Origin of the sequence: Stenotrophomonas sp. 2YAF22 (genome assembly GCF_052114665.1) — a bacterium.
Lineage (GTDB): Bacteria > Pseudomonadota > Gammaproteobacteria > Xanthomonadales > Xanthomonadaceae > Stenotrophomonas > Stenotrophomonas indicatrix.
Window position 1 is genome coordinate 1 of sequence record NZ_JBFRFE010000310.1, and the last position, 4,947, is coordinate 4,947.

At 68.1% G+C, this 4,947-nt stretch carries 5 protein-coding genes and 1 pseudogene; 2 read left to right on the top strand and 4 right to left on the bottom strand.

Going from position 1 to position 4,947, the window contains the following annotated elements; all coding sequences use genetic code 11:
* Positions 1-448 (bottom strand): annotated as a pseudogene (locus AB4Y84_RS13070) (efflux RND transporter periplasmic adaptor subunit); the annotation flags it as partial.
* Positions 449-578: 130 nt separating this feature from the next.
* On the opposite strand from AB4Y84_RS13070, the gene AB4Y84_RS13075 reads away from it, so the two are divergent.
* Both AB4Y84_RS13075 and AB4Y84_RS13080 read left to right on the top strand, forming a co-directional pair.
* The gene (locus tag AB4Y84_RS13075; RefSeq protein WP_336027822.1) at positions 579-1,295 is read left to right on the top strand and encodes a response regulator; all 717 of its coding nucleotides are present in this window, start codon (positions 579-581) and stop codon (positions 1,293-1,295) included.
* On the top strand, positions 1,295-2,362 hold the full coding sequence (locus AB4Y84_RS13080; protein WP_025874770.1) for an ATP-binding protein: 1,068 nt from the start codon (positions 1,295-1,297) through the stop codon (positions 2,360-2,362). The genes AB4Y84_RS13075 and AB4Y84_RS13080 overlap by 1 nt, the downstream gene beginning before the upstream one ends.
* Here AB4Y84_RS13080 and AB4Y84_RS13085 read toward each other — a convergent pair.
* The 3 genes from AB4Y84_RS13085 to AB4Y84_RS13095 all read right to left on the bottom strand — a co-directional run.
* Complete coding sequence (locus tag AB4Y84_RS13085; protein WP_442243476.1) at positions 2,340-4,139, bottom strand: DUF7844 domain-containing protein; 1,800 nt, start codon at positions 4,137-4,139, stop codon at positions 2,340-2,342. The two genes, AB4Y84_RS13080 and AB4Y84_RS13085, sit on opposite strands and share 23 nt — an antisense overlap.
* 40 nt (positions 4,140-4,179) lie before the next feature.
* A complete protein-coding gene (locus AB4Y84_RS13090; RefSeq protein ID WP_312786005.1) occupies positions 4,180-4,479 on the bottom strand; it encodes a DUF2388 domain-containing protein in 300 nt (99 codons plus the stop codon).
* Positions 4,480-4,541: 62 nt separating this feature from the next.
* The coding region (locus tag AB4Y84_RS13095; protein WP_442250249.1) for an FAD-binding oxidoreductase at positions 4,542-4,947 on the bottom strand (406 nt) is incomplete at its 5' end.

Here is a 4,947-nt window from a genome sequence, read left to right on the forward strand (position 1 = left end):
CTGCCCGGGCCTGCTCATGCTCGGCACTGGCATCGTCGCGGTGCTGCTGGCTGACCGCCTGTGCGGCCGCCAATGCCTGCAGCCGCTGTGACTGCACCCGGCTGCGACCCAGTGCCGCCTCGCTGCGCTGCAGGGCAGCCAGCGCCGAATCGACGTCGGCGCGGAACGCCGCCGGGTCGATCTGGAACAGAGGCTCTCCGGCATGCACCTCCGCGCCCTGCTCGAACATCCGGCGCTGCACGATGCCGCCGACCTGCGCACGGATCTGCGCGGTGCGCACCGCCGCCACCCGACCGGGTAGTTCATCATCGCGCTGCACCACCTGCGGGCCAACGGTGACCACGCTGACACGCGGCACGGCTTCGACGGTGGGTTCGGGGCGGGAGCAGGCCGTCATGGCCAAGGCGAAGGCCGCGACCAGCGCGACCGGAGTCCTGAAGGTTCTCATTGCTGTGCACAGTGCCGCAGACGCGRCTGAGGAATCATGAAGCGCGCAGTGTGCGTGGCGATGATGGGGTTTCGATGGAGGAACTGTGGAGATACGATGGAGGACAAGCACCTTCCGGCCTCGCCTTGCCATGCATGCCTCCCCTGCCCTCGCGGCGCTGGTCCTGATCGTCGAGGACGAAGTCGAGATCGCCGACATCCTTGCCGCCTACCTTGAACGCGAGGGCCTGCGCACCCTGCGTGCGGCCGATGGCCAGATCGCCCTGGACATGCATCGCAGCATGCGCCCGGACCTTGTGCTGCTGGACGTGCAGCTGCCGCGACTGGATGGCTGGAGCGTGCTGACCCAGCTGCGCCAGCGCGGCGAAACGCCGGTGATCATGCTGACCGCGCTGGACCAGGATCTGGACAAGCTGACCGCATTGCGGATGGGTGCCGATGACTATGTGGTCAAGCCGTTCAACCCGGCAGAAGTGGCGGCGCGCGTGCGTGCAGTACTGCGGCGTACGCTGCGCAGCCCGCGGGCGGATGCCCCCAGCGCCCTGCGCGTGGGCCCGCTGCTGATCGACACCGCCACCCACGCGGTGCATGTGGAGGGCGACGGCTACAGCCACGAGCTGCTGCTCACCCTCACCGAGTTCAAGCTGCTGCATTGCATGGCATTGGCCCCGTCACGGATCTTCAGCCGCAGCGAGCTGATGCACGAATGCCTGCCGGAAAGCGAAGCGCTGGAGCGCACCGTGGACAGCCATGTCAGCAAGCTGCGGCGCAAGCTGGACGAAGTGGGCCTCACCCAGATTCCGGCCAGCGTGCGCGGTGTCGGCTACCGCCTGATGGCCGACCGCTGATGCGTCGCTCCGGGCTCAGCCGGCACATCATCGTGTCGATGTCGCTGATGGTCGTTGGCGTCATCGTGATGGTGATCCTCTCTTCGTGGCTGCTGTACGCCGTACTGATCGAGTTCTTCCCGGCCAGCGCCGAAGAACCTGAAGGATGGCTGCCAAGCGGACCGGAGCTGGCCTGGATGGTCGGGGTGATCCTGACCGGGCTGGCGCTGGCGATCGCCGCCTCGTTCCGACTGGCCCACCGCATCCTGTCGCCGCTCAATTCACTGGTGGACAGCGTGCGCGCACTTGCTGGCGGCGATCTCGGCGCGCGCGCCACGGCCGAGGCCAATTCCCCGGGAGAGGTCGCAGCGCTGGTGGACGATTTCAACGCGATGGCCCGCCGCCTGCAGCATATGGAAAGCGAACGGGTGATGTGGCACGCGGCCATCGCCCATGAACTGCGCACGCCGGTGACGATCCTGCGCGGCCGCCTGCAGGGCCTGGCCGAAGGCGTGTTCCAGCCCGATGAGTCGCAGTTCCGCAGCCTGCTGGCGCAGGTCGAGGGCCTGTCACGGCTGATCGAGGACCTGCGGGTGCTGAGCCTGGCCGACAACGCCCGTCTCGATGTGCGCCGCGCCCGCACCGACGTGGTCGCCGAGGTGCATTCGGTGATGACCCTGGTCGACCCCGCCTTCCGCAGTGCCGGCTTCGTGCTGGAGCTGGAAACCAGCCGCGAGGAGCACCCCGCCCATTGCGACCCGACGCGGTTGCGGCAGGCGCTGCTGGCCTTGCTGGAAAACGCGCGCCGCTATGCCAACCCTGGCAAGGTACGCATCGCCGTGCATGACACCGTGGCCCATGTGCAGGTGGCGATTGAAGACGAAGGCCCGGGCATCGACCCGGCCCTGCATGCGGACATCTTCAATCCATTCATGCGCGGCGAYGGCTCACGATCGCGCCTGGGCGGTGGCAGTGGCCTCGGCCTGGCGGTGGTCAAGGCCATCGCCGATGCGCACGGCGGCCAGGTCTACTGCACCCCGGGCACCAGCGGCGGCAGTCGTTTCATCATCGAGCTGCCGCGCCAGTAGGCGGCACTGCGGCCGCCTGCTCACGCACGCGCGCACCCAGCGCAGCGAGATTGCGGTCGATGTCATCCAGCTCGCGCTGCTGTGATGACGGCAACTGCGCGCGCAGCTGCACGCGCAGTGCCTGCCAAGCGGGTACCGCCTGTACGCTGGCAGCGGCCGCTGCCCGTGCCACCTCCGCCTGCTCGTCCGCCTGCGGCAGGCCGTAGCCAGCGTCGGCCAGCAACTGGCCCGGCCGCAACCACTGCCCGCTCTGCTCCAGCAATGCACGCAGCGAATGGGTGGCACTGCTGTCCGGGTCGGCCAGCAACTGTCGCTTGAGCGCATCGCGTGCACGCAGCTCCGCGCGCCGCTGCGCCGCCTGTTCCAACAACAGCAGACCGGCGCTGGCACGCACATCACCGCGCAGCAACCATGGCGCGCGCTGTTGCGCCGGCAGCGCCAGCCAGGCGCGCACGTCACGCGCCGGCAGCGCCATCTGCGCGGCGGCGACTGCGAACAACTGCTGGTAGTGATCACGCGCAGAAGCAAAGTAATAGCCCTGCGCCTGGGCCTGCGCAGGATCGGCCAGCACCTGCTCATCCAGCGCATGCAGGCGCGCCAACCGTCGCCGCAGCCCGCGCGGGCTCAGCTGTGCCAGCCCGGCTTCGCCCAGGCGCGGAACACCGGCCTGCAGCAGCTTCGCCGTCTCCACCGCGCAGTTGTTGCTGACGAAGTAATAGCGACCGTCATAGCTCCAGTGCACCTGGGCGGTGCGCTCCAGCAGGCTGGCGATCTCGCTGCGGTCCAGCTGCAGCGGCAGCGAGGCCAGTCCGCGCAGTTCGACCTTGGTGTATTCGTCCACCACCTGCTGCAGCGGCAACACGAACAGGCGCGAAGGATAACCACCGGTCAGCCCGCGCCAGTTGGAGATCTGAACATCGCCGACGAAGGCGCGGAAGGACAGCACCCGATGATGCTCCAGGTCCAGCCTGCAGTCCGGCCCCGGCGCGCGGCCGGGACGGCAGATCACCAGCCGCAGCATGCTGTGGCCCCAGCGGCTCATCGGCTGCGCACTGCCTTCGGCGAACAGGTAGTCCACGGCATACACCCGCGCCGGGTCCAGTGCGAGCAGCGATGCAGCGCCCTCTTCCGCATCGGCCTGCAGCAGCGGAACGGTGCCCGCACAGTGCGGCGCGGGCAGCGAGGGCGGCGTACCGAAATGCGCCTGGTACCACTGCGCCAGGGCCGGACGACGGCAGGCGAACTCTGCATCGAGCACGAAGTGTTCGGCGTTCACCGCCAGGTACTCGGCCGGGTCGGTCAGTTCGTAGGCATCGGGACTGCGGTCGCGGAAGGCGTTGTCACCGCGACCCAGATGCCAGGGCTTGCGCTGCCAACCTGCAAGGTCACGCCAACGGGCGCTGCGTGACCAGTGCGCCCCCGTGCGGTCGGCAACATGGGTCAGTTCGTGCACCAGCGCACTGCGCCGTGCGCGTCGGGCACCGGCCACATCATCATCAAGCAGATCGCGGCGCAGCGCGATGCCCCCGGCGAAGGCACGGCCATGCACGTTGGCGGGCAGGTCGTCACGCCAGCCGACCTGCACCTGCGCGGGCAAGGCACGCAGCAGGCCGTCGGGCAGCAACGACTGCACATCAGCCAGTGTCTGCATTGCTACCTGCTGCTGCGCCGGGCTCAGCCCGGCCGGGTCCAGCTGCAGGCGCTCAGCCGCATGCGTAGCGTGAGCTATCAGCAGTAGAGCCACGCCATGCGTGGCTGCGTTCCGAACAGATGTCATGAGGTTGCCGGCCAGCGGCCGGCACTACCCGGGCGCTGGATCAACGCGCCAGCAGGGCGCGAGCCAGCTGCAGATCGCTCTGCTGTCGTGCAGCTGCATCCTGCTCACGCAGGTGCACCAGCGCCGCCTGCAGGCGTGCGCCACGGATCTGGCCATCGCTGGCGACAAACGCCGCCGCATCATCGCGGGCAGCCAGCACCACCTTGTCATCGCCCGAGCTGCTGCCCGAGGAACCCGAAGAGGCGCCCGTCGCCGAACCGGCCGAGGTGCCGGCAAAACTCGAAGCGACGCCGGCCAGCGGCAGGGACAACAGGGCAAGCAGCAGGAACGGACGGATCATGGTCAGGGAGTTCATCGATTGGGTGGGTGGAGCGTAACGGCTGGGTGAAGACTTTGCCCGTGTCAAAGGTCGAACAATTTGCCGGGATTCAGCCGCCCTTCGGGATCGAACGCGCGCTTGACCGCCTTCATCAGCGCTATCTCGGCCGGTCCACGGGTGCTGTCCAGGTAGCCCTTCTTGACCAAGCCGATGCCGTGCTCGGCCGAAATGCTGCCATTGAAGCGCGCCAGAACCTGCGCCAGCAGCTTGGTGACATGCTCGCACTGGCTTACGAAGTCCGCATCGCTGGTGCCGTCCGGCTTGAGCACGTTGATGTGCAGGTTGCCGTCGCCGATGTGGCCGAACCAGACCACGTCGAAGTGCGGGTAAGCCTCGCCGATCAGCGCCTGGGTCTCGGCCAGGAACGCCGGCATCGACGAGATCCGCACCGAGACATCGTTCTTGTAGGGCTTGTAACGTGCCAGCGCC